Genomic DNA, 22,081 nt, shown 5'->3' with positions numbered 1-22,081 from the left:
AACAGACCAGACTAAAGCCCATCCTGCATTTTATGAAAAGATTCGTACTTCCCCTCCTTACCTACCTTCTGTGCGCTATTTCTGCCTTCCAAAGTCGGGCACAATTACAAACCCTAAGCGGGGCTAAAATCAAGGCTGCTGATTTAGACAAATTCATAAAGCATCAAATGGATTCCCTCGGTCTGCCAGGCTTATCATTTGCCTTGATTAACAATGGGAAAGTAGTTTACCACCGATCTTTAGGTATTTCAAATATCGAGAGCAAAGAAAAAGTTGATGCGAACTCCATCTTTGAAGCAGCATCGCTATCGAAAACACTGTTTGCTTATTTTGTATTGAAACAGGTGGATCAGCATAAATTAAACCTGGATACCCCCTTGTACCGATACTTACCTTACTCGGATATTGCCAAAGATGAGCGTTACAAACTCATTACAGCACGTATGGTACTCTCCCACACCACTGGCTTCCCTAACTGGAGATATTATGATAAACGCGATGAGCAGTTGTATAAATATGGGGAATTATACTTGAAATTTAATCCGGGCTCAGCATTCTCTTATTCTGGAGAAGGGTACTTTTACCTTTCAAAGGTGATCGCTAAGCTGAACAATCTAACGATACAAACCTTGGACCCCTTGTTTCAACAGCAGGTCAACAAGCCTCTTCATCTCCAAAAAGCCTGGTTTAGCAGCGACAAGTACATCACATTGCATAAAGTTAAAGGCCATGTCAATGGAAAACCATTTGACAAAGCATGGCCAACCTCTTTTCCTGAACAGGATTCTACCTGGTTTGAGGCTGCAGGAGGATTACATACGGAAGCTTTGAGTTTTTCCCGGTTTTTGATTGCCTTAATGGATGGTCGGGGTTTATCAAAAGAAATGAACGCAGAGCTGTTTAAAGAACAAGTGCTGCTGGATAAGAAAAGTCCACATTACCTTTATAATGGCGATACGGCCTGGGGATTAGGCATTGCTATAAAACCTGTTGACTATGGTGTTCTATACGAACATGGGGGCAATAATGGTGATGCTCAATCGGGATTCAAGATTAATAAAGCCAATCATAATGGCTATGTATTTTTTACCAACTGTGATCAGGGGGTTAATTTCAATAAAAACATTGGGGCAAAGCTGATCAAATAACTTCGCATAAAAAAAGCCGTTAGGATGTATTTCTCCTAACGGTTTTTGTGATTTAAATCTTTATTTTTCTGTTACACGGATATCTATGCGTCGATTTTGCGCCCTTCCTTCCGCGGTAGCATTGCTCGCAACCGGATGCTCAGGACCATAACCTTCTGCCGCTAATCGTTTTTGATCAATACCTAATTTCACCAATTCGTTTTTGGCTGCATATGCACGCTCATTAGAGATTTTCTTGTTGACATCTGCATTACCTGTGCTATCGGTATAACCACCTAATTTCAGGTTCACGACTGGATAGGCCACTAAAATCGCGGCAATATTGTTTAACTGTTCCTGCGACTCTGGTTTCAGTGTGCTTTTTCCCGGTTCAAAATACAACCTGTCGAAAGTAAACCAGGTGGTCTTATCTACTGGTTTATTTTTATCTTCAATGAATCCAATCAGCTTATTCTCTACCGAGTTTTCAGCAATGCTGATCTCTTTTCCATTAGGGAGTTTCTTGGTCATCTTAACCCCCAGCACCTTCACAAAATCTCCGGCTTCATTCAATTTCCCTTCCACTGCAACCACCGTTGCATCTACCACACCGCCCATTTTTGCTCCTGCAGTATCGATATTAGCGGAAACAGAGTCCACAGTGCTTGTTACTGCCGTTTGGTTGCAGCCTTGTCTGCCCAATAACCACCATAAGGCCACGATCACGATGATCAGCGGAAGCAGCCATTTGATAAAACCACCACCTGTATTTTTATCCGGCACATTTACCGGCGTGACATGACTTGTGCGCTGTGCTGCCACTTTAGGAAGATCAGGAACATCTAATTTTGGAGGATGGATATTGCCTATGCCTAAAGAAGTACCTAAGCTGGCAGGAAGTGCGGCAGCGATTTCATTTTTACTTTCAAAGATTTTCCCTAATAAATCAGATACACCCCAGCCTTTTGAGGCCATTAGCTTGGTAATTAAGCCTGTTATTAAGGGAACGATCATCGCCAGTAAACCGGCCGATTTGCCTTCAGGAAGTCCTGTAGCAGTAGCTACAGCAGTACTTACTGCTCCGGAATCATTTCCAAATAAACTGCCCAGCATGGATTTTCCCTTTTCCAATAGGCTATCCTCAGGACCATTTACTAAATCATCGGTAGAATTGGCAGCCGTAGAACCGGTTACCCCAGGTAGGATGCTATCCAGAAAGCCTCCTCCGGCGCCATTTTTGAGGATTCCCGCTAAAACCGCAGGGATACCGGCAGAAAAACCTGCTTTCACCTGGTCCTCAGTTACACCAGCTTTCTGGCTTAAAGAAGAGATCATGTTACCGCTTACCTCATTCTTTAACATTTCAATTAAATTCATGCTTATAGTTTTATAGGTTAGAAATATTATAATTCAAACAAACACTATACACCCGCAATAATTTCATTCGGCATTCAATCCAATGCCTACACTATATAAAAATAAGAAATATCTTGTAATTAACATCTAATAAAGCACTTAACTGTAAAAAAATCAGAAGATTCCATTGTACTCCTTCTTTGTGAACCCTATATCAAACCTAAAAATTTGCGTATTTTTATTTTGAAAAACATCTTCTATGAAAGCAAAAATCAACTCTTTTGAAGAACTCATGGCCGCTTTGGACCAGGATTCTCCATTAAATTTAGAACTCCAGACTTCCATTCTTTGTCCTTTTGCAATTGTGCTGCCCGTTGGATTTAGCCTAAGCTCCGTAGATCAGGAAAAAACCATCATTAGTTTCAATAACAGTGATGGGGTTGGCTTAACGGCCAACAATGAGATTAACAACCTCAACATTCAAACGAACCCGGGTAATCGTGCGATCTACCTGTTAAGTCACCAGGAGGACCTTGGCAGCTTTACGCTCAGCAACTTAACGATCACCGGACAGGTTCAAATATTAATCCGTTCCGGCTCTCTTAAAGCCCGATTGATTGCGGAAAACATCGATATTGTGAGCTGTGATGCCCGCAGATATGCTGAACAGCCACAAAAATATGGTGTGAACGTTTACCAGGGTGCCTTTACAGTTTACAACTACAATAGTAACCCGGAGAGCGTAATTCAAGCCAGGCTGACCAATATTACTTTAGGAAGAAAGGGTGCTCCTGTAATTGGCACAGGCTTATTTGTTGGCGGCTTTGGCGACAATGGTGGTTGGGTACTTGCAGATCAGATCAGTACCGGCGATATTTATAGCAATGGCATGATTCCTTATGGCCAGCCGAATATGATCACCGCAGCTGTGTTTATTCTGAATGGCGCTAAAATTAAAAAACTAACCAATAAAGGTTGTGTGACCACCTATGGCGTAAATGATATGGTGCTGGATACCTGGGGCCAGGTAGATCGCTGGGTAGCCGAACAGCCAATTACCTCTTATGGACCGAGCGGCATTGGCTTTGTCAACTTCGGTGTGGTCGATTATTTCGAAGCAAAAGATAAAATAGAAACTTTTGGCCTTGGCTCCAGGGGTTTTAACCAATATGATGGCACCGTAAATCAGGCTGTATTTCATGGAATTCAAACTCATGGCAATGGTTCTGTTGGCATTCAGGTGAGTAAACCGGTGGGCAGCATCACCGTAAAAAATGACCTAATCACCCATGGAGCTGTTGGCCAAACTCTGGTTAAAGGGGTACTCGTATCCTTACCGGCAGATGGAATCAGTGTGAAAGCCGGAGGAGAAATAAAGCAGTTAAACATCTTTGGAAGCCTCATTACCCATGGCAATGGGGTGCAGACTTTCAATGTAGAAGGTGGTATAGTCAAAGAATTGTCTATCAAAGGGGAGGTCATTGCGGAAGGAAAAAATTCAGTGGCGGTATCTGTTACACAAAATGGAAAAACGTCGTTGAATGGAGTTCATGCGATTTCAAAGCTGGGAATTGCTGTTTTAATTGAAAAAGGAATCGTCACCGACCGAACAGCGCTCAAAGCTAAAGGCGGTAAAGGAGATATTGTAGAACAGTAAATAGATTCAATGAAAGCGCCGGCAATTGCCTGCGCTTTCATTATAAAATATGATACCTGATGTAACAGGCTTAGTACTCGTACTTGGTCGCGTTATGTCTGCTGCCATCTGGATTCTTTCCTTCACGAAGGTAATCACCAGTCATATCGATATACTTGTTATAAGTATTCAACATTCTATAGTCCCAATAAGGATACTCGCGATCTGTCAGCAGCTGATTAATCAAAGGCCTCATTGCCAAATGAAAAGCTTTACTATTCGAAGCATACGTCATATTACTGCTATGGCTAAAACCAAGTGCATGCCCCAATTCATGAACAATCACTTCTTCTGCATTCTTGTTATAATGGCGCATCAAGACGTATTCTGCACCAGCAACCAGATTTCCACCGCCTAAGCCACTTACATTTCTGACCAATCCGGTTTCGATATTTGCTCTGGTTAAGATGTCTCGGTATACCGCCTCTTTCTTTTCTATGCTCAGTAAGGATCCATCATTAGCAGTCAGGCCTTCATAAGCCATAAAAGCAGTTTGTGTAGAAGGCTTTGAAAACAAATAAGCTAAATTGGTAAACATCACCAGACTTTCTCTGGCATGTAAAGGGTTCATCCGGTACCAATTTCCTGCATCTTCCTGCGACTTACGGAAGCTGAGCTTCCATGGGATTTTAATGCTGTTCAATGTCTTGTAAAACGGATCATCTACCACTACCGTAAACGCTGCTTTTGAAAGATCAGTCTGTTTGGCAATGGTTACTAATTTACCACTTTCAGTATACAGCTGTTCTTCCTTTTCAGCAATCGACAAAGGTAATTTGAAAGCCACTAATGGTGTAATTGAGTCGATTTTTAACAGCTCAACTCTTTCTTCATTGCCCGCCAATTTCAAAAAAACATGTACATTTTTGATGGTTTTCAAAGTGAAATTGATCAGCTTTATTTCAGCTGTGCCACTGAGTTCAACTTTAAGCGGATCACGTAAAGTGATGCTTCGCGTCACCATCAGGGCGGTAGGCTCCGTATCAACCAGCAAATTCTCCAGCCCTGTGATGGTTTTAAAGTTTACAATTTTGGTAGGAACAACAGTTTCAATGGATTCTTTTTCAGCTTTTTTACAAGAGAAAAGAACGATAACAAGCGAAAAAATTAGTAATTGATATTTCATAATAGGGATTAAATATTATTTGGCCCAATTATAGTTAATTATTTCGTCTTATGTCATACATATTGCCAATAACCCCTGTTTAAATACTATCTAATAGGCTTCCAGCACAATATGAGTTTTGTTGATTTATCCCTACCTGTTTTATCAATTTTAACAAGTAATATGATTAATTTCAGCCTTTATAAGCCAGATCCTTACAGGTCTGGCTTACATTTATTATCAAAATAAGCTGAGATCAGGATATGAAGGAAGAACTTCAACAAAAAATAGATTTAAAGACTAAACCGCAGGGGGCATTAGGAAAGTTAGAAAAGCTTGCTCAACAAATAGGAACTGTACAAAACACACTGAGCCCGGAATTGACTAAACCCACTATTGTGGTATTCGCCGGTGATCATGGCATCGCAAATGCCGGTGTGAGTGCTTATCCTCAAGAAGTGACCTATCAAATGGTATTGAATTTCTTAAACGAAGGTGCAGCTATAAATGTGTTTTGCAAGCAACATCAGATTGACCTTTTAGTAGTAGACACGGGTGTAAAGTTCAAATTCGAGCCGCATAAAAAACTGATCCAGGCAAAAGTAGAAAAAGGCACCAAAAACTTCCTGGAAGAAAAAGCGATGAACATTCAGGAATTGGAAAGCTGCCTCAGTCAGGCAGAAAAGATCGTGAATGACCTCCATACCGCTGGCTGTAACATCATCGGATTTGGCGAAATGGGGATTGGCAACACTTCTGCTGCGACCATGATGATGAGTAACCTTTGCGGGCTACCCATTGAAAGCTGCGTAGGAAGAGGGACGGCATTAAACGACGAACAATTTGCACATAAAATCAGCATCTTAAAGCAATGTGAATTGCGACATGGCCGTTCGGCCGATCCGGTAGCTGTATTACAGACTTATGGTGGCTTTGAGATTGCTCACATCACCGGTGCAATGCTGGCCGCTTATGAAAATAACATGCTGATCATGGTTGATGGATTTATTGCTACCGCCGCTTACCTGGCTGCAGTGATGATCAATCCATTATTACAAAATAATGCCATCTTCTGCCACTTATCCGACGAAACCGGTCACCTCCAACTGCTGAAATACTTACAGGCAGATCCAATATTGAGCCTAAATATGAGACTTGGGGAAGGTACTGGATGTGCAGTAGCTTATCCCCTGATTCAAAGTGCCGTACTTTTTTTAAATGAAATGGCCAGCTTTGAAAGTTCCGGTGTTTCCTCAAAAGAGGCCTAAATGAAAGAAGAACTTCGCATATTTTTTACGGCAATGATGTTTTATACGCAATTGCCTTGTCCGAAATGGGTAGACCATAATCCGGAGTACATGAACAAATCCACCAGATACTTTCCTTTGATAGGATGGCTTGTTGGAGGACTTTCCTTCCTTGTATTCTGGCTGAGTAATTTCTTATTTGGTTTGGAGATCGCCGTCATTTTATCCCTGGCTGCTGGGGTCTATATTACCGGCTCCTTCCATGAAGATGGTTTTGCGGATGTATTTGATGGATTTGGCGGAGGCTGGACCAAGTCAAAAATTCTGGATATCATGAAAGACAGTCGCCTGGGCACGTATGGCGTGGTTTCTTTGATCTTTTTGTTCGGCATCAAATATCTGGCACTGCAAAAGGTAGCGGGCAATTTACAGTCTCCCTACCTTCTACTCCTCATTTTCATCACTTATCATGCTCTTGCCCGACTCACTGCCATTCAGCTAACTTTTACTTCAAAATACTCCCGTGAGGATGAAAGCAGTAAATCCAAGCCTATCGCTAAATCCTATTCTTATAAAGAGGTAATTGGTGCTTATGTATTCGGACTCGCTCCGCTAGCCGTACTGACCACCATTCATTGGCCGCTCATTGGGGTATTGGTCCCGCTAATCTTGCTTTATCTGATCAGTCAGCGGTACTTTAACAAATGGCTGGATGGTTATACCGGTGATTGCCTAGGTGCCGTAGAACAATTTGCAGAAGTGATTACGCTGTTAACATTTTTGGTGATATGGAAGTTTATGTAATCAGACATACCGCTGTAGGCGTACCTAAAGGGGTATGTTATGGGCAAGCAGACGTCCCCTTGGCGGCATCTGCGGAACAGGACATTCAAACTTTAACCATGAAACTCCCACAGGATTTTGATAAAATCTACAGTAGTCCCTCCAGTCGCTGCCAGCAATTGGCCGGCCAGATTACTGGTGTAGAACTGGAATTCGATAAAGCATTAATGGAAATGAACTTCGGAGATTGGGAACAGCAGCATTGGAACGAAATGGATCAAGAGGTTTTGGGCATCTGGATGGCTGATTTTGTACATACCAAAGCACCAAATGGAGAAAGTCTGGCCATACTTTTCAAAAGAGTACAGGAATTCATGAACCTGCTCAGAAAACAGGATTTCAAAAAGGTCGCCATTGTTACTCATGCTGGAGTGATCAGATGCATCTGGGCTTACCTATTGGAAATTCCTCTTCAAAACATATTCAAAATTCCTGTAGATTACGGGGATGGCCTGGTCTTTAGCCTGAATACAGATCCAGCATTTGATCAGCTAAAAAAGACCCGTATCTAAACATAAAAAAATCCCTTAGCTTGATGGCTAAGGGATTTTCTAAACGATCTGCCTATTAGGCAAATCCATATTGCTTTAATACGTCTGCAGGCACACCTTCCCATTTATTAGGAACGTTTCCTACATACCCGATATCTTTCACGCCCATTTCAGTGGTATAAAATCCGGAAGCGGTTAAACTTCTCATCAGGTTAAAGAAGGCTACCCCCTGCTCCATTCCTGGTTTTGCTTTCTTAGGGTAAGCAATCTGATCCACCATTTCAATTTGCTGCGCGGCAGAAGCGTCTTTAAATGGTTTCTCCCAACGGTTTAAACATTGGAGATCCAACCACCTCAGTCCACCTCTCATTGGTGTTTTATGCTCCGGCATATCTTTTACAATAAACTCGATAAAGTCTGGCACTTTAGCATCGGTAGCGCTTCCAGACTTATCATCTTTAGGGATGATGATGTCAGAAAGCACTGCGATAGTAGCCATCTCATGCGCGGAAAAGAACTTCTCCTCCATCAGCGTTTTATCTCTGAGTACTTCCCATTCTTCTCTTCCTGCGGGAGCACCTTCTTCAGGAACTCCGGCTACTTTAGGTTCACCTGGTTTACAGGCATCCAGCAGTACTGCCGAACTTATGGCGGTTAGTCCTAAGACTTTTAACGAATCACGTCTGTTCATAATTTTTATCTCGCTTTAAACAGATTAAATATTTTGTTTTTTCTTTTGATCCAGGATATATTCCGCAGTTCTCATAGAAAGTGCAAGAATGGTCCAGGTTGCATTTTTATCTCCTTGCTGAACAAAAGGCGCTGCATCTACCACGAATAAGTTTTTACATTCATGTGCCTGGCACCATTTATTCAAGGCTGATTTCTTAGGATCATCACCCATTCTGATCGTTCCTACCTCATGGATGATCTTTCCTGGAGCCTCTAAACCGTAATTGGTTTCCGGACCAGGAATACCAGAAGTAATGATTGCGCCCATGGCATGCATCATCGACTGGAAGGTCTCCTGCATGTGTTTCGCTTGTTTCACCTCTTCATCTGCCCATTTATAGTTGAATCTCAGTACTGGAATACCATATTTATCAACCACTTTAGGATCTATTTCGCAGTAGTTAGATTCTCTGGCGATAGCAGTTCCTCTACCGGCCATACCTACTGAAGCACCGTAAAAGCGTCTGTAATCATCTTTTAACGAAGCACCGTAACCGCCTGCTTCTTTCATTTTACCGTCTCTGCCCGGCACCATACCGTTTAATGTAGCGGTACCGCCACCAAATCCATAAGCTGGCATGCCCATACCACCCCAATATTCAATATGATAACCACGAGGGAAATCCAGTTTTTTATTGTCTAACCACCAAGGTGAGTAAATGTGCACACTACCTACACCATCTTCATTGTAACGCTTGCGGTCCATCAGCTGTGGTAAGAAACCACTTAAGCTGGCACCAGTCGAATCATGCAGGTATTTACCTACTACACCGCTTCCATTGGCCAATCCACCTGGGTGAGCCACAGATTTAGAGTTCAATAGGATACGTGCAGACTCACAGGCACTCGCACCAAGAATCACTGTTTTAGCATTTACCTGATATTCCAGACCGTCTTTTTTATTGACGTAAGAAACACCGGTAGCCAATCCGTTTTTATCCGTCAGCACTTCTCTAACCATTGCATTTGTGATCACGGTTAAGTTTCCAGTCTTTACAGCTGGGATAACCAGACAAGAAGAAGAAGAGAAGTCACCATATACTTTACAGCTGCGTCCGCATTGTCCGCAGTAGAAACAAGGTGCACGATCTTTATTACCTGGCAAGGCTTCTGTTAAAACAGATCCCCTACCTGGAATTACGGTTACCCCGGTTTTTTCTCCTGCTTTTTTAATGAACAGTTCATTTAGCCTTGGTTTTGGAGGAGCCATGAAGATTCCATCTGGTTCATTTTCGATTCCTTCTACCGAGCCATAGATTCCAAGAAGGCGGTCTATTCGGTCATAAAAAGGTTTTAGCTCTTCATACGTAATAGGCCAGTCGTCGGTCAGTCCATCCTTACATTTAAAATCCAGTGGCCCCATTCTTAAGGAAATTCTTCCCCAGTGATTGGTTCTTCCACCAAGCATTCTAGACCTGAACCAGGCAAATTCGGTTCCAGATTTCTGTGTATACGGTTCGCCATCTAATTCCCAACCGCCATAAGAGGCGTCAAAATCGCCAAAAGGTCTTGTTGTTCCTGCGCCGCGTCTTGGGGATTCCCATGGCCATTTTAACTGTTGTGCGTCGATTCTTGGGTCGAAATAAGCACCAGCTTCTAACATCAGTACTTTTTGACCCGCATGGGCCAATACATATCCGGCCATACCTCCGCCTGCTCCAGACCCTACGATAACTACATCGTAGACCTCAGACGATTTTTTGATTTGAAATTCACTCATATATTTGGTTGAATGGTTGATGATCTAATATTATTAAAATATCACTAAATATGCAAATAGCTGAATCAAGAATGAATCTTAATAAGCTAGATCATCAAAATGTAAACAAAAAAATACAAGGAAATTCAAGATTAGGCCTATGGATTAGGATCACTGGCCTGTTTCCTGTGAGCTACTTTTTTAACCGTTTGCTTTGCTGGTCCAGGACTTGCTTTCAGTTTATGATTTTTCACGGCCTCATCAATGGAATGGGAGCGATGAATATCGCAATCAGCTTCTGCGATATCTGATAACTTCTGATAGTATTTGTGCAATACATCTAATTCAGATTCTGTCAGGTCTTCGATATCGACCATCCGGTTACTTGCCTGCCTGCTTGCCGCAATCAATTCATTTAATTTCAACTGGATAGCCTTAGAGTCTTTATTTTGACTTTTCTGAATCAGGAATACCATTAAAAAAGTAATAATTGTAGTTCCTGTATTGATCACCAATTGCCAGGTATCTGAATAATTAAAGATAGGCCCAGAAAGCACCCATATAATCACTACGAGAAAAGCGACGCAAAAAGCCACCGGGCTCCCCGTCCAGTTGGTAATCTTTGTAGAGGCCCTTTCAAAAAAGTTCGCTTTATTGTTTTTCATCAGTGTATGATTAAGTTATCGGTGATTTTGTAGCTATAACATTAGAAGAATTAAAAAGTTTCAGCTCGGGGAGGCAGCACAAGCCAAAAAACTCATTTACTCAAAACATTTCAGTTCCAAATTTGTAATTACATTAACCTTAAACGATAAATCAAAACCCATGAAAAACAAACATCTAATTGCGATTTTTACACTGGGGGTGATTTCCTTATCCGCCTGCCGGAACACCGAAAACATCAACGCCTCCACTACGGATTCTACCATTGCTCAGACCATTCCGGATACGGCAACGGTCAATAGAGGTGGTGATATCTCTGCTTTTATGCAGGAAGCAGTAATTGATGGCATGATGCAGATGGAATTAGGGAAACTGGCAGCACAGAAATCTACCAATAAACTGATCAAAAGATTTGCTGAAGTCATTGTAAAAGATCAGACTAAAACAGTAACAGATTTAAAAGCACTGGCGGCCAGCAAAAGTATTGCCTTGCCCACTGCACTGCCAGCAGCAGATTTAAAACATATAGAAGAACTAAAAAACATGGATGTAGCTGCCTTTGAAAAACATTATATAGGCATGATGATCAAGGACAACGCTGCGGCAATGGATCTTTATAAAGCGGCCAGCGTAACCGGTGACGCTAAAATCAGGAGTTTTGCAACCAAAGCTTTAAGAATGTCGGAACGTCATTTTAAACGTGCAGGTGAAATCAATGGAAATGCAGGATATTAGATCATAAAAACTGCGTCTATAAATCCTTTCTGTAGCCCTATTTCTCTAGGAACAGGCTGTAGAAAGGATTTTTTTATTCTGCAATCATCTCCCGGGCTTTCATTTCCTTATACAACAAGTCATCTAACCCGTAAATGTCGTTTCTAATTTGCAGGAGGCGCTGCTCATCGACCCAGGCGGTGATATAAGTCAGGTAAACCGGCACTTTTGCTGGCAAACCAATATACTTGGCTCTTGGATAAGAACGTTCCATAGCGGTTTTAATCTGGTCATAGGTTTTTCCAGGACCAAATAGCGCAAATGCCAGTTCCATCGGTTTTTCTACCCGCACACAACCATGACTGATGGCTCTTGCCTTTTTCTTAAAAGCAGACCTGGCAGGCGTATCATGAAGGTAAACGCTGCTGTTATTATTGAAGATAAACTTAATTTTCCCTAAAGAATTCTGTTCTCCCGGACGCTGTTTGAAGGTATATTGTGAAATGTCGGTACTCAGCCAATCTATCCCTTCCGGAGAATTAACCCGTTTTCCAGCTTTGTAGACATCAATATCATTATTGCTGAGGTAATAAGGATCATTACTCGCATACCTGGAAATTTCCTTTCGGGCAATACTGGCAGGAATGTTCCATATTGGGTTAACCTGAACGCTGTAAATCATGCTGTTTAACTGAGGGGTTTCTTTGGTACCCGGATCTGTATCCGTTCGCCCCTCTCCCACGCAGACTTTCATTTCGAGTATAGCGCTTCCTTTTTCTATAACTTTCAACGTAAAATCAGGAATATTGACCCATACATATTTCTGCGCATCAGGTTGATTCTTCCATCGCAGCCGTTCTAAATTTAATTTAATCGTCTGTTCAGCATCTTCTTTATTCCTGTTGAGGGCACCTTTTCCTGACTTTAAAGCTTTTTGCAGGGCAAGATAGGCTGCAGATGAGGGCTGTATACTGTCTAGAAAAGCCAATAGATCGGGAGCGCTAAATACTGCTGTTATTTTTGATCGGTCTGGGGCCTGTGTTTTGATGAAATAGTTTTTATCCAGGCTATCGGGACGGATCAGCCCATATTGCATTGCCTCGCTGTATCGGAGTAAAGCAGAGGCCATCAGCATTTCCAGTTTCAGTTGTTCCCGATATTTCAAAGATGATGATTCCAGCTGGTGCTGCTCCATATCCCTCAGTAAAGGCCCAATTGCATTCAGGTAAAAATAATTGGTGTCCAGGCCATGAAGCGTTGATTTCCGCAGGTACTCCACTATTTTAAAAGGAGTTTTACCTCCCTGAGCAATCAGGAACAGTTTATAAAGATGATCCTGATATATACTATCTAACCATTCGGGATGTTCCGTTAGGCTGCTATTGGCTTTTAACTGTTGCTTAAAGACCAGAGCGGAATCGTTCTGACGTTTCAAAATTCCCTGCTGCCGCCGCCTTTCCTGAAGATCGGAATCGAGAGTTTCCTTTTGATCCTGACCATATTTTTCTAACATAGTTGATCCCTTAGGACGTTTTATGGCACATGCAGACAATAAAGCTATTCCCAGCATAAACAAAAAAAGTCTTACCTTTTCCTTAACAACAAATACAACCCACTTTAACATAGAGAGATAGATGTAAATATTTAACACAAGATCATTTCTATTGTTTCTAATCTTTAGTGAAAAACGTAGAAAAATAAAAAGTGTGTTATTTTGCTGATGGATTTATAAAATTTCTGGCGACTTCTGTGAGGTACAAATCTGTTCGTTTTTCATCCTGGAGACACTCTTCGATCAATATTTTAACTTTCTGATGGTTCATTTCAGTCGCCAATGACATGAGGTTCCCATAGGAAGCAATCTTATAATGCTGAATGATCTGGACCAGGCAAATCAGCGCAACATCCCTTAATGGCGATCCTGTCTCCATATCTCTGATCATTGCGGAAGCTTTTTCCGTTAAACACCCTACAATTTCACATTTCCCATTATTGCCGTCCCGATTGAACCGCGCGAGTATGGCTTTTAAATGCCCGAGGTGCTTTTCTGTAATATTGATATTAAATACCAATATTTCTTTTAATATATCATGTCCTGCTGCAATACCCAATGCAGCAAAACACTTCATAAATTTTCTTTCTGCATCATAAATATCTTCCAGTCCGTCGAGGAAGAAATCTTCCAGACCAATTCTTTTCCCTAGCTCTTTCATGACCATTTAAATTTCGTCAAATATTCAATAAAAGACAAGTAAAGCCTTGAATTAAAACCAAATACTGACAAACCCTACACTTAGAAAAACCGATTATTTGCTGGATTGTTTTTATAAGTCATCACAATAATTTTCAGATCATGGCTAAATTTTCAAAAAGAGCCGACGAAATGTGGAAAAGAGCATACAAGAAATGAAGGAGGTTACGATTTAGATTTTTATTATATTGAGGTCAGATTCGGACTATACATCTGAACAATAACGATCTATTATGTTTACTGAAACCCTGCTCCTGGTATTGGCATTGCTTTTTGCGGTGTTTATGCTAACTATGCTTGCTCAAAAGCTAAAAATCTCCTACCCTATATTCCTGGTGATTGCCGGCTTGGGTATTAGTTTTATTCCAGGAATTCCTAAAATTGAGATCGAGCCCGAGCTGGTGTTCCTCATTTTTTTGCCGCCGCTGCTTTATGAATCCGCCTGGTATACTTCCTGGAATGATTTCTGGAAATGGCGAACACCAATAGCGATGCTGGCATTTGGTCTCGTATTTTTCACTTCAATTATTGTCGCTTTTGTTTCCACTGCCATGATTCCCGGTTTTACTTTGGCTATGGGTTTTCTATTGGGCGGCATCATCTCTCCTCCTGATGCCCTTGCTGCAAACTCCGTTTTAAAGCATATTAAAATTCCAAAAAGGCTGACCACCGTTCTGGAAGGTGAAAGTTTAATCAATGACGCCTCCAGTTTAATTGTATTCCGTTTCGCCCTTGCCGCCATCTTATCCGGGTATTTCTCTATGGAACAAGCCATCGGACAGTTTTTTCTGGCTGCAGGAATGGGCGTAATTGTAGGTCTTGTCATTGCCCATATCGTCTATGTAGTACATCGTTTTCTGCCTACAACGCCTAGTATTGATGCTGCATTAACGCTAATGACGCCATATTTTATGTACATGGCTGCAGAACATTTCCATTTTTCAGGGGTCATGGCCGTGGTTGCCGGTGGATTATTCCTCTCTTACCGCTCGCATGAAATCCTGTCCCATAGCGCTTCCAGAATTCAGGCCATCAGCGTATGGGCTACATTGGCCTTTGTGTTAAATGGACTGGTGTTTATCCTCATCGGGTTGGAACTTCCGGTGATCATGGAAAATCTGGGTAATTATTCCATAACCCAAGCCATTAATTATGGGCTGATCATCAGCATTACGATCATCATTATCCGCCTGTTATATACGCTGCTCATTACTTATATCCCTGCCTGGCTAGGAAACACGAAACGGGCAGACCCTGTCAATCCATTATGGAAAGGCGCTGTCATTGTAGGCTGGGCGGGCATGAGGGGGGTGGTATCCTTAGCTTCTGCACTTTCGATTCCTTTGTTATTGAGCAATGGCGAGGCCTTTCCACACCGCAGTCTTATCCTGTTTATTACTTTTATCGTGATCCTGGTGACCCTGGTTTTTCAAGGGCTGACCTTACCGCTGGTCATTAAATGGATCGGAATCAAAGATATTGAGGATTTCCCTCCTGAAGGAGAGCAGGAAGCTGGGATTCGGTTAAGGCTCATGCAGGTGGCCTTAAAGCGGTTAAATGAAAAGTTTGCTATTGATATGAAAGAAAATGAACTGATTGGATTTTTAAAGAAACAGCTGGAAAGCGATATTTCCATCACCAATCAGCAATTGGAATCGCTGGAATGTGACACTACCGAAATACAGGAAATTGCCCGGTACAATGCTGTATTAATGGACCTGTACAGCATTCAACGCAAAGAATTATACCAGCTGCGAAAGGAGAAAACATTTAGTGACGACCAGATTCGGAAACAGGAAAACCAGCTGGATTTAGATGAAGCCAAAATCCTTTAGTCATTTTTACCTGATCCAGAACAAACAAATTTTAGTATCAATCAAACAAAATGGCCGTTTTTGGGTCTGTAATGTAAATTGTCCTCTTTTATGAAATGGATTCTTGTTTTTGAAATTGCTTATGTGCTCTTCATCATTGCAGTATGTCTTCGCATCATCTATGATACTAGATCGGTTAGTAAAACCCTTGCTTACCTGCTCCTGGCGGTTTTCTTACCCCTCATAGGTGTCATCATTTACTTTTCTTTTGGCATCAATTACCGGGTCAGGAAGATCTACAACAAGAAGATCATTTCCGATGAAATCCAGCTGCAAAGGGTGACCTCCAGCATCATGAAGAGCTCCGAAAAAACCATTGGAGAAATGAGCCCTCCCCTTCAAAAGTTTAAAAAGATGGCTCAGCTGCTATTGAATAGCAATACAAGCGGCTTAACGGGCAACAATGAGGTGAAACTGCTGATCAATGGTGAGCAGAAGTTTCCGGAAGTATTACAGGCTTTAAGGGAGGCAAAACACCACATCCATTTAGAATACTACATTTTTGAAGATGAAAAGATTGGCAATGAAATCAAAGACATCTTAATTGAAAAAGCATTATCTGGTGTTCAGGTTCGCTTTATTTATGATGATTTTGGGAGTCGATCCATACGGAAAAAACTAGTCCCAGAACTTAAAAAAGCAGGCGTACAAGCCTTTCCCTTTTATAAAGTGATCTTTATTGCCCTGGCCAACCGCCTCAATTACAGGAACCACAGAAAGATCATTATCATCGACGGAAACATTGCATTTACCGGAGGGATCAATATCAGCGACCGCTACATCAATGATCCTAAGTATAATGACAAATTATTCTGGAGGGATACCCATTTAAAAATTAAAGGAACCGGCGTACACTACCTGCAGCACCTTTTCATCTCGGACTGGAACTTTTGTGCCGAAGAAGATTTAGAAATACAGCCAGAGTTTTTCGATTTCAAGAACCATCCTTCCGGAAAGGTAGACTTACAAATTGCAGCCAGTGGTCCCGATTCAGACCATCCCACAATATTATTGAACCTGATTCAGGCCATCGGAATGGCAGATCAGGAGATTTTGATCACCAGCCCTTATTTCATTCCTGGAATCAGTTTACTGGATGCACTTTATGTGGCGGCATTGAGTGGGGTAAATATCAAACTGCTCGTTCCTTTCCAATCAGATTCTGTTTGGGTAGCTGCCGCAGCAAGATCTTATTATCAGGAATTACTGGATGTTGGGGTAGAAATTTATCAATATCAAAAAGGCTTTATCCATGCGAAAACTATGGTGATCGATGAGCAGCTTTCTTTTATTGGCACAGCAAATATGGATGAACGCAGCTTTGAGCTTAATTTCGAAGTGAATACTGTGGTGTACGACGATGGAATTGCAAAGCAGCTGAAAGCTGCTTTTGAGGAAGACCTGCAGGTTTCAAAACTCATTGATGCGAATGTCTGGACTGCCAGATCTGCCTGGGTACAGCTGCCGGAAAAAATAGCGCGTTTGCTCTCTCCACTTTTATAAGGAAGCTAATGCTTTTCACAATACCCCATCAGCTTGAGCTGATCAGTCTGGACTAGACCTTAATTACATGAAGCAATCCAGGTAATCAAGGATCATGTGGATCACCAGACCTACACCTACGATTCTCGTTTTTGGAAAGAAAAGGAGGATAAAGTAAAGGCCAATCGCATAGTAAGAATGCAAAGGGTGATACCCAATACTACAGCGATTTGGATCGTAAATCGGCACTGCCAATAAATGATCCAAATCTACTGCCATAGTAGCCATCATAATCAGCCAGGATTTTATCAGGGTTTTCCTGTAAAAAAGAAAAGCCACAATTGCAGGTACCAGAAAGTGTAGAAATATATGAAACATGGCTTCAAATATACCGCTATCCCATCAGTAATTACATTTAAAAATCAATATCCCAAATCCCTGCCGCCTGCTCCAATTCCAGCAATGCGATGGCATTTACGTAAAGGATCTCCAGGTAACTTTGCTGAACCTCGTTGAAAGTCCGCTGGGATACCAATACCTCTACGAAACTGCTTTCTCCTCTTTTGTAACTATAAACACGGCCTTCAAGCACCTTTTGCGCGTCATTCAGCATCCCTGAGCTGTATTGTAAAACTTGTTTCCTACTGCTCATATATTGATGATAAGCCTGAGTGACCTCGGTCTGGATCTGCAATTCTACCTGCTGATATTTCAACTCTGCCTGCTGTACTTTATAATCCGCACTGCGCAAGGCTCCTTTATTCTGGTTAGAAAATTTCAAGGGAAGGCTCATTCCAAAGGCGATCGTACCAGAAGGAAGGCCGGGATCTACCGGATTCGAAGCGACAGTATTGGCCGTTACATTTAAAGACAAACCTAAATCAGGCGTTCTGAGCGACTTTGCTAAACGAAAGGAGTTATGAGTTTGATTCAGCTCCTGCATCGCCACCAGCGCATCAGAACGATGCTGCTGAGCGCTTACAATCAGCGCAGACAATTGAAATTCTCTTTCGAACTTCAAAAAGTCTCCTGTAGGCTGGAAAATCAGGGCTTCCGTTTTCATTCCCAACAACTGATCCAGTGCGGCAAGGCTCATTTTCCAATCTGCTTCCTGCTGGTAAACTTCGTTCAATTGAGACCTGGCTTCCAGACGAGACTGCCGCACATCCAAACCTGGAATGGCACCGGATTTTAACCGAAGGCTGTCTGCCTTGCTCAACTGTTTCATCATTTGATACCCATTGATTTTCACCTGCAATAAGCGCTGCTCCTTCATGGCTTTCAGATACGCTACCGTAGCTTCCATCCTCAGCTGCCTGAAATAATCGTTCAGCGAGAGCTCCGAAAGCCTGCGTTCTCCATTGGCGAGCTCCATTCTGGCTTTACGCTTTCCGCCAAGTTCCAGCTGATAGCTGAGACCAGAAATGAGTTCGTACCCCTTTCTAAATCCGCCTTCCCGTTGGTCGCCGGCACTTAAATTAAATTCCGGATCTGGAAACACCTTTGCACTCAGCGCATCCGCAGTGGCAATACTGACATTAAACCGCTCTGCCGCATAGGCTAGATTGTGTTGGCTCAGCATTTTCAAAAAAGCCGGATAGGCGATTTTATGCTGATTAAAAGTAGTATCCACCTGGGCATTTGTTTTTCCGCTGAATCCCACAAAAACAAAAACCAACAGCAGGATGACGGAACCTCTAGGGCTGGATTTAATCAGCTGAGTCCGGATTTCTCCACTGCGTTCCAGTAGATAATAAAGGGCAGGGAGTGCGAAAAGCGTGATTCCGGTAGAAAAAAGCAGGCCGTAAACGATCACTGTTGCCAAAGGACGCTGTACATCCGAACCAATCCCTGTAGCAAGAGAAGCGGGCAACAGTCCGAGGATGGCCACTGTAGCGGTCATTAAGATTGGCCTGAAACGATGTTTTGCCCCTTCCATAACGGCTACTTTTAGTGCGGCACCTTTTTCACGAAGCTGGTTGATGTGTGTCATCATGAGTACGCCATTCTGTATCGCCAGACCAAACAGGGCGATAAAGCCTACTGCCGACGAAACATTAAGCGTCATTCCCCGAACATTCAGGGCCAGCATCCCCCCAAACAGCGCCAATGGAACCATTGCCAGAATCAACGCCGCCTGATGAAACTTACCAAAAGCAGCATACAGCAGCAGAAACATCAAGGTTAATGCCAGCGGCACAATAATGGCCAGCCTGGAATAAGCACGGCTCTGGTTTTCAAATTGTCCGCCCCATTCCATTCTGAACTTACTTTCATCATACTTCAATTCTTTATCAATTTTAGAATGGGCATTCTTCAATAAAGTCCCTAAATCCATGTCCCTCACATTTAGTTTTACGGTCAGGTGCCGCTGATTTTCTTCTCTTGTAATCGTACTTTCACCAGTACTCAATTTAACATCTGCAACTTGAGAAAGTGGAATTTTAGCGCCCTGCGCATTGCTGAGCATTAGATTTCCAATCTTCTCCCGGCTATCCCGGCTATCGGCCTTATAACGGCATACCACTTCAAATACACGATCACCAATAAACACGGCTGAGATCGCTTTTCCACCGATAGCGACGGCGATCAGGGTGCTCAGTTCCGCAGTATTTATTCCGTACTGCGCCATCTTTTCCCGATCAGCAATGATCTGCAGCTGCGGCAGTGCAGGTTCCTGGTCTATGGCCACATCCACGGCTCCTTTCACGCTTTTCAAGATCCGCACCACATCTTCCGCAATCCGTCTGCTTTCTTTAAAATCTGACCCATAGATTTTAACAACCAATTCACTATGTGCACCGGAAATTTTATCCATGACACCATCAATCATGGGCTGTGCAAAACCAACAGTATAGCCTGGCATCGATGCATAGGTTTGGGACAGTTCTGAAATCAGGTCCTCTTTTGTTTTTCCAGCTGGCCATTGGTTATAGGGCCTTAAACCTATAGAACATTCAAAATGGGAGGCGGTAAAAGGATCTGTTCCATCGTCATTTCTTCCCGCCTGAACCATCATATAACTCAGCTCCGGATGCTGCATTGTACGACTTCTCAGGGTATCACTCATTTCTCTGGCCTTGTCCAGCGTTATTCCCGGAGGAAGCTGAACCTGTAACCAGATAGAACCCTCATCTAAAACTGGCAGAAAATCCTTGCCTACAGTCACACTTAAAGCTATTCCGGCACATAAAATCAATATTAAAGGCAAGAAAACGCGCTTAGGAGCTGTCATGATCCGGCTGATTGTCCGTTCATACTGACCGGTCAATTTTTCCAGCCATTTATTATGATATAGCTTTTGTGGCTTGCGATAAGTCAGGTAGGCCAGGCCAGGAATTAAGAACAGGGCAACAGCCAAAGCAGCGAGTAAAGCATAGGCCACGGTGAAAGCCATAGGCGTAAACAATTTCTTTTCTACCCGCTCAAAAGCAAATAAAGGCAGGTAAGCCGTAATGATAATCAGGGTAGAGAAAATGATCGGTTTTGCTACTTCAATTGCTCTTTTAGCGATTGATTTTTCTTCCAGTACCGCTTCCGGATCAGATTCTCTCTTTTTCAAAATTGTTTCCATCATCACAATGGCACCATCCACCAGAATCCCAAAATCGATTGCACCCAGCGACAATAAATTGGCGGGAATATCAGTGAGCTTCATTAGAATAAAAGCAATCAGCAGGGAAATGGGAATAGTAATGGCCACCAATAAAGCGCCCCTCCAGCTGCCAAGGAATGCGATCAAAATCACCACCACTAAAACCATTCCCTCAATTAAGGTATGCGAAACGGTGCTTAAAGTGGTATTCACTAAGTCTGTACGGTCCAAAAAAGGATGAATCACTACTCCTTCCGGCAAAAGGCCATTATTGAGCTCATCCACCGCTTTATGCACTCCTTTGAGCACTTCAGAAGGGTTTTCTCCTTTTAAAAGCAGCACAATTCCTTCCAGACTTTCACTGTAATTTCTGTGGTGATCGGTATAACCCAAAATCCCTTTCCGCTCTAAATTACCATATTTCAATTCCCCGAGATCACTCACTAGAATAGGTACGCCCTTTTCCGTTTTAATCACAATCCGGCCAATATCTACCAGGTTCTGAATCAGGCCGATCCCACGAACTACATAGCCTTGTTCCCCGACATTTAAAGTACTTCCGCCTGCATTGGCATTGTTTTTTTGAATCGCCTCTTCTACATCCAGGGTACTCAAATGATACTGATCAAGCTTCGCAGGGTCGAGTTCTACCTGGTATTGCGTAGTAATTCCGCCAAAATTGGTCACATCCGCCACACCAGCAACCTGTTTTAGCTTAGGAATGATGACCCAGTTCTGCAAATCGGTCAGTTTCCGAAGGTCCTGCGGCTTGCCCTCAATGATATACCGATAGATTTCTCCGGTTGGAGAAGTCAGCGGGTCCAGGCCGGGTGCCGCCCCATAAGGCAAAGAAAGTTCTTTTAAACGTTCTTCAATGCGATTTCTCGCGAAATAATCATTCGTCCCATCTTTAAAAACAATGGTCACCATAGAAAGGCCAAAGGTGCTTTTGCTGCGCATCACTTCCATGCCTGGCATCCCATTTAAAGCCCGTTCTATGGGAATGGTAACCTGCTGTTCCACTTCTTCTGCAGCAAGTCCTGGTACTTGAGTCACTACCTGAGAAGTCACATCGGCAATATCAGGATAAGCCTCCAGCGCCAGTTTTGTCCAGGAATAATAGCCAAGCAAGCTCAGCATCATGAAAAGAGCCAGCATCAGCCAGCGTTTTTGTATAGAAATCAGTAGCATATTTTTCATCATATT

The 22,081-nt window shown here is 42.6% G+C and carries 17 protein-coding genes; 8 read left to right on the top strand and 9 right to left on the bottom strand.

The window, feature by feature from the left end:
- Positions 1–32 precede the first annotated feature (32 nt).
- A complete protein-coding gene (locus tag AQ505_RS07940) occupies positions 33–1,148 on the top strand; it encodes a serine hydrolase domain-containing protein (RefSeq protein ID WP_082461459.1) in 1,116 nt (371 codons plus the stop codon).
- Between the two features lie 60 nt (positions 1,149–1,208).
- Here the strand turns inward: AQ505_RS07940 and AQ505_RS07935 are convergent, their stop codons facing one another.
- Positions 1,209–2,504 carry an OmpA family protein gene (locus tag AQ505_RS07935; protein WP_062547682.1) on the bottom strand — a complete coding sequence of 432 codons (1,296 nt, stop codon included), beginning with the start codon at positions 2,502–2,504 and terminating at the stop codon, positions 1,209–1,211.
- A 238-nt stretch (positions 2,505–2,742) separates the two neighbouring features.
- Here AQ505_RS07935 and AQ505_RS07930 point away from each other — a divergent pair, with 238 nt between their 5' ends.
- Positions 2,743–4,140, top strand: coding sequence for a hypothetical protein (locus tag AQ505_RS07930; protein ID WP_197286327.1), 1,398 nt, complete (start codon positions 2,743–2,745; stop codon positions 4,138–4,140).
- A gap of 70 nt (positions 4,141–4,210) precedes the next feature.
- On the opposite strand, the gene AQ505_RS07925 is transcribed toward AQ505_RS07930, so the two are convergent.
- The gene (locus AQ505_RS07925; protein ID WP_062547681.1) at positions 4,211–5,305 is read right to left on the bottom strand and encodes a hypothetical protein; all 1,095 of its coding nucleotides are present in this window, start codon (positions 5,303–5,305) and stop codon (positions 4,211–4,213) included.
- Positions 5,306–5,547: 242 nt separating this feature from the next.
- On the opposite strand from AQ505_RS07925, the gene cobT reads away from it, so the two are divergent.
- From cobT to cobC, 3 genes are read left to right on the top strand one after another with little or no spacing between them, the layout of a single operon-like run.
- Positions 5,548–6,552: a nicotinate-nucleotide--dimethylbenzimidazole phosphoribosyltransferase gene (gene cobT / locus AQ505_RS07920; protein ID WP_062547680.1), complete on the top strand. Its 1,005-nt coding sequence runs from the start codon at positions 5,548–5,550 to the stop codon at positions 6,550–6,552.
- Entirely contained in the window at positions 6,553–7,335 is a 783-nt protein-coding gene (locus AQ505_RS07915; RefSeq protein WP_062547679.1) for an adenosylcobinamide-GDP ribazoletransferase, read from the top strand.
- On the top strand, positions 7,320–7,886 hold the full coding sequence (gene cobC / locus AQ505_RS07910; RefSeq protein ID WP_062547678.1) for an alpha-ribazole phosphatase: 567 nt from the start codon (positions 7,320–7,322) through the stop codon (positions 7,884–7,886). Before AQ505_RS07915 ends, cobC begins: the two co-directional genes overlap by 16 nt.
- 55 nt (positions 7,887–7,941) lie before the next feature.
- On the opposite strand, the gene AQ505_RS07905 is transcribed toward cobC, so the two are convergent.
- The 3 genes from AQ505_RS07905 to AQ505_RS07895 all read right to left on the bottom strand — a co-directional run bounded on the left by AQ505_RS07905 (position 7,942) and on the right by AQ505_RS07895 (position 10,961).
- Complete coding sequence (locus tag AQ505_RS07905) at positions 7,942–8,556, bottom strand: gluconate 2-dehydrogenase subunit 3 family protein (RefSeq protein WP_062547677.1); 615 nt, start codon at positions 8,554–8,556, stop codon at positions 7,942–7,944.
- A gap of 24 nt (positions 8,557–8,580) precedes the next feature.
- Positions 8,581–10,317, bottom strand: coding sequence for a GMC family oxidoreductase (locus AQ505_RS07900; protein WP_062547676.1), 1,737 nt, complete (start codon positions 10,315–10,317; stop codon positions 8,581–8,583).
- A gap of 137 nt (positions 10,318–10,454) precedes the next feature.
- Positions 10,455–10,961 (bottom strand): low affinity iron permease family protein, encoded by a 507-nt coding sequence (locus AQ505_RS07895; RefSeq protein WP_062547675.1) that lies wholly within the window; start codon positions 10,959–10,961, stop codon positions 10,455–10,457.
- A gap of 160 nt (positions 10,962–11,121) precedes the next feature.
- On the opposite strand from AQ505_RS07895, the gene AQ505_RS07890 reads away from it, so the two are divergent.
- The gene (locus AQ505_RS07890; protein WP_062547674.1) at positions 11,122–11,694 is read left to right on the top strand and encodes a DUF4142 domain-containing protein; all 573 of its coding nucleotides are present in this window, start codon (positions 11,122–11,124) and stop codon (positions 11,692–11,694) included.
- Positions 11,695–11,767: 73 nt separating this feature from the next.
- Here AQ505_RS07890 and AQ505_RS07885 read toward each other — a convergent pair whose 3' ends face one another.
- Together AQ505_RS07885 and AQ505_RS07880 are read right to left on the bottom strand one after the other, a co-directional pair.
- On the bottom strand, positions 11,768–13,186 hold the full coding sequence (locus AQ505_RS07885) for a L,D-transpeptidase family protein (RefSeq protein ID WP_197286326.1): 1,419 nt from the start codon (positions 13,184–13,186) through the stop codon (positions 11,768–11,770).
- Between the two features lie 196 nt (positions 13,187–13,382).
- Positions 13,383–13,886 (bottom strand): DUF892 family protein, encoded by a 504-nt coding sequence (locus AQ505_RS07880; RefSeq protein ID WP_197286325.1) that lies wholly within the window; start codon positions 13,884–13,886, stop codon positions 13,383–13,385.
- A 271-nt stretch (positions 13,887–14,157) separates the two neighbouring features.
- Here AQ505_RS07880 and AQ505_RS07875 point away from each other — a divergent pair, with 271 nt between their 5' ends.
- Together AQ505_RS07875 and cls are read left to right on the top strand one after the other, a co-directional pair.
- Entirely contained in the window at positions 14,158–15,759 is a 1,602-nt protein-coding gene (locus AQ505_RS07875; RefSeq protein ID WP_062547671.1) for a Na+/H+ antiporter, read from the top strand.
- A gap of 90 nt (positions 15,760–15,849) precedes the next feature.
- The gene (cls, locus tag AQ505_RS07870; RefSeq protein WP_062547670.1) at positions 15,850–17,301 is read left to right on the top strand and encodes a cardiolipin synthase; all 1,452 of its coding nucleotides are present in this window, start codon (positions 15,850–15,852) and stop codon (positions 17,299–17,301) included.
- A gap of 63 nt (positions 17,302–17,364) precedes the next feature.
- On the opposite strand, the gene AQ505_RS07865 is transcribed toward cls, so the two are convergent.
- Both AQ505_RS07865 and AQ505_RS07860 read right to left on the bottom strand, forming a co-directional pair.
- Complete coding sequence (locus AQ505_RS07865; RefSeq protein ID WP_062547669.1) at positions 17,365–17,658, bottom strand: DUF6122 family protein; 294 nt, start codon at positions 17,656–17,658, stop codon at positions 17,365–17,367.
- Between the two features lie 37 nt (positions 17,659–17,695).
- Positions 17,696–22,078 (bottom strand): CusA/CzcA family heavy metal efflux RND transporter, encoded by a 4,383-nt coding sequence (locus AQ505_RS07860; protein WP_082461457.1) that lies wholly within the window; start codon positions 22,076–22,078, stop codon positions 17,696–17,698.
- Between the last annotated feature and the right edge of the window lie 3 nt (positions 22,079–22,081).

Origin of the sequence: Pedobacter sp. PACM 27299 (assembly GCF_001412655.1) — a bacterium.
In the GTDB taxonomy this organism is placed as follows: Bacteria; Bacteroidota; Bacteroidia; order Sphingobacteriales; family Sphingobacteriaceae; genus Pedobacter.
The sequence above is the reverse complement of the archived record's forward strand: the minus strand, read 5'-3'. Positions and strand labels throughout refer to the sequence as shown.

Coding starts and splice junctions, on each gene's coding strand:
- AQ505_RS07915 (WP_062547679.1), top strand. CDS start 6,553: ATGAAAGAAGAACTTCGCATATTTTTTACGGCAATGATGTTTTATACG.
- AQ505_RS07930 (WP_197286327.1), top strand. CDS start 2,743: ATGAAAGCAAAAATCAACTCTTTTGAAGAACTCATGGCCGCTTTGGAC.
- AQ505_RS07900 (WP_062547676.1), bottom strand. CDS start 10,317: ATGAGTGAATTTCAAATCAAAAAATCGTCTGAGGTCTACGATGTAGTT.
- AQ505_RS07875 (WP_062547671.1), top strand. CDS start 14,158: ATGTTTACTGAAACCCTGCTCCTGGTATTGGCATTGCTTTTTGCGGTG.
- AQ505_RS07940 (WP_082461459.1), top strand. CDS start 33: ATGAAAAGATTCGTACTTCCCCTCCTTACCTACCTTCTGTGCGCTATT.
- AQ505_RS07885 (WP_197286326.1), bottom strand. CDS start 13,186: ATGTTAGAAAAATATGGTCAGGATCAAAAGGAAACTCTCGATTCCGAT.
- AQ505_RS07860 (WP_082461457.1), bottom strand. CDS start 22,078: ATGATGAAAAATATGCTACTGATTTCTATACAAAAACGCTGGCTGATG.
- cobT (WP_062547680.1), top strand. CDS start 5,548: ATGAAGGAAGAACTTCAACAAAAAATAGATTTAAAGACTAAACCGCAG.
- AQ505_RS07925 (WP_062547681.1), bottom strand. CDS start 5,305: ATGAAATATCAATTACTAATTTTTTCGCTTGTTATCGTTCTTTTCTCT.
- AQ505_RS07890 (WP_062547674.1), top strand. CDS start 11,122: ATGAAAAACAAACATCTAATTGCGATTTTTACACTGGGGGTGATTTCC.
- AQ505_RS07865 (WP_062547669.1), bottom strand. CDS start 17,658: ATGTTTCATATATTTCTACACTTTCTGGTACCTGCAATTGTGGCTTTT.
- cls (WP_062547670.1), top strand. CDS start 15,850: ATGAAATGGATTCTTGTTTTTGAAATTGCTTATGTGCTCTTCATCATT.
- AQ505_RS07895 (WP_062547675.1), bottom strand. CDS start 10,961: ATGAAAAACAATAAAGCGAACTTTTTTGAAAGGGCCTCTACAAAGATT.
- cobC (WP_062547678.1), top strand. CDS start 7,320: ATGGAAGTTTATGTAATCAGACATACCGCTGTAGGCGTACCTAAAGGG.
- AQ505_RS07880 (WP_197286325.1), bottom strand. CDS start 13,886: ATGAAAGAGCTAGGGAAAAGAATTGGTCTGGAAGATTTCTTCCTCGAC.
- AQ505_RS07905 (WP_062547677.1), bottom strand. CDS start 8,556: ATGAACAGACGTGATTCGTTAAAAGTCTTAGGACTAACCGCCATAAGT.
- AQ505_RS07935 (WP_062547682.1), bottom strand. CDS start 2,504: ATGAATTTAATTGAAATGTTAAAGAATGAGGTAAGCGGTAACATGATC.